General features: G+C 38.7%; 1 protein-coding gene. It reads right to left on the reverse strand.

Annotation, left to right across the window (positions count from 1 at the left end; all coding sequences use genetic code 11):
- The coding region (locus V6256_RS16035) for a CBS domain-containing protein (RefSeq protein WP_481133295.1) at positions 1–212 on the reverse strand (212 nt) is incomplete at both ends.

The following is a 212-nucleotide window of genomic DNA, read 5'->3' on the forward strand; positions in this document are numbered from 1 at the left end:
CACCTAACATTTTCTCAGCTAATGTAAATACAGTGTCATCTGCATTAACACTAAGTACATCAACGCGCATATTGTATTTCACTAATCCAATACGTTGATTATGGTAAGCAAACTGGGTTGTCACGTGTAAACACTCTTGCCCTGTAATCCAGCCAGTTAGTTTATTTTCTGCATCAGTTACTGGGCGACCAATTGCTTCTTTTTTGATGAGG

Source organism: Psychromonas aquatilis (assembly GCF_038155185.1).
Lineage (GTDB): Bacteria > Pseudomonadota > Gammaproteobacteria > Enterobacterales > Psychromonadaceae > Psychromonas > Psychromonas aquatilis.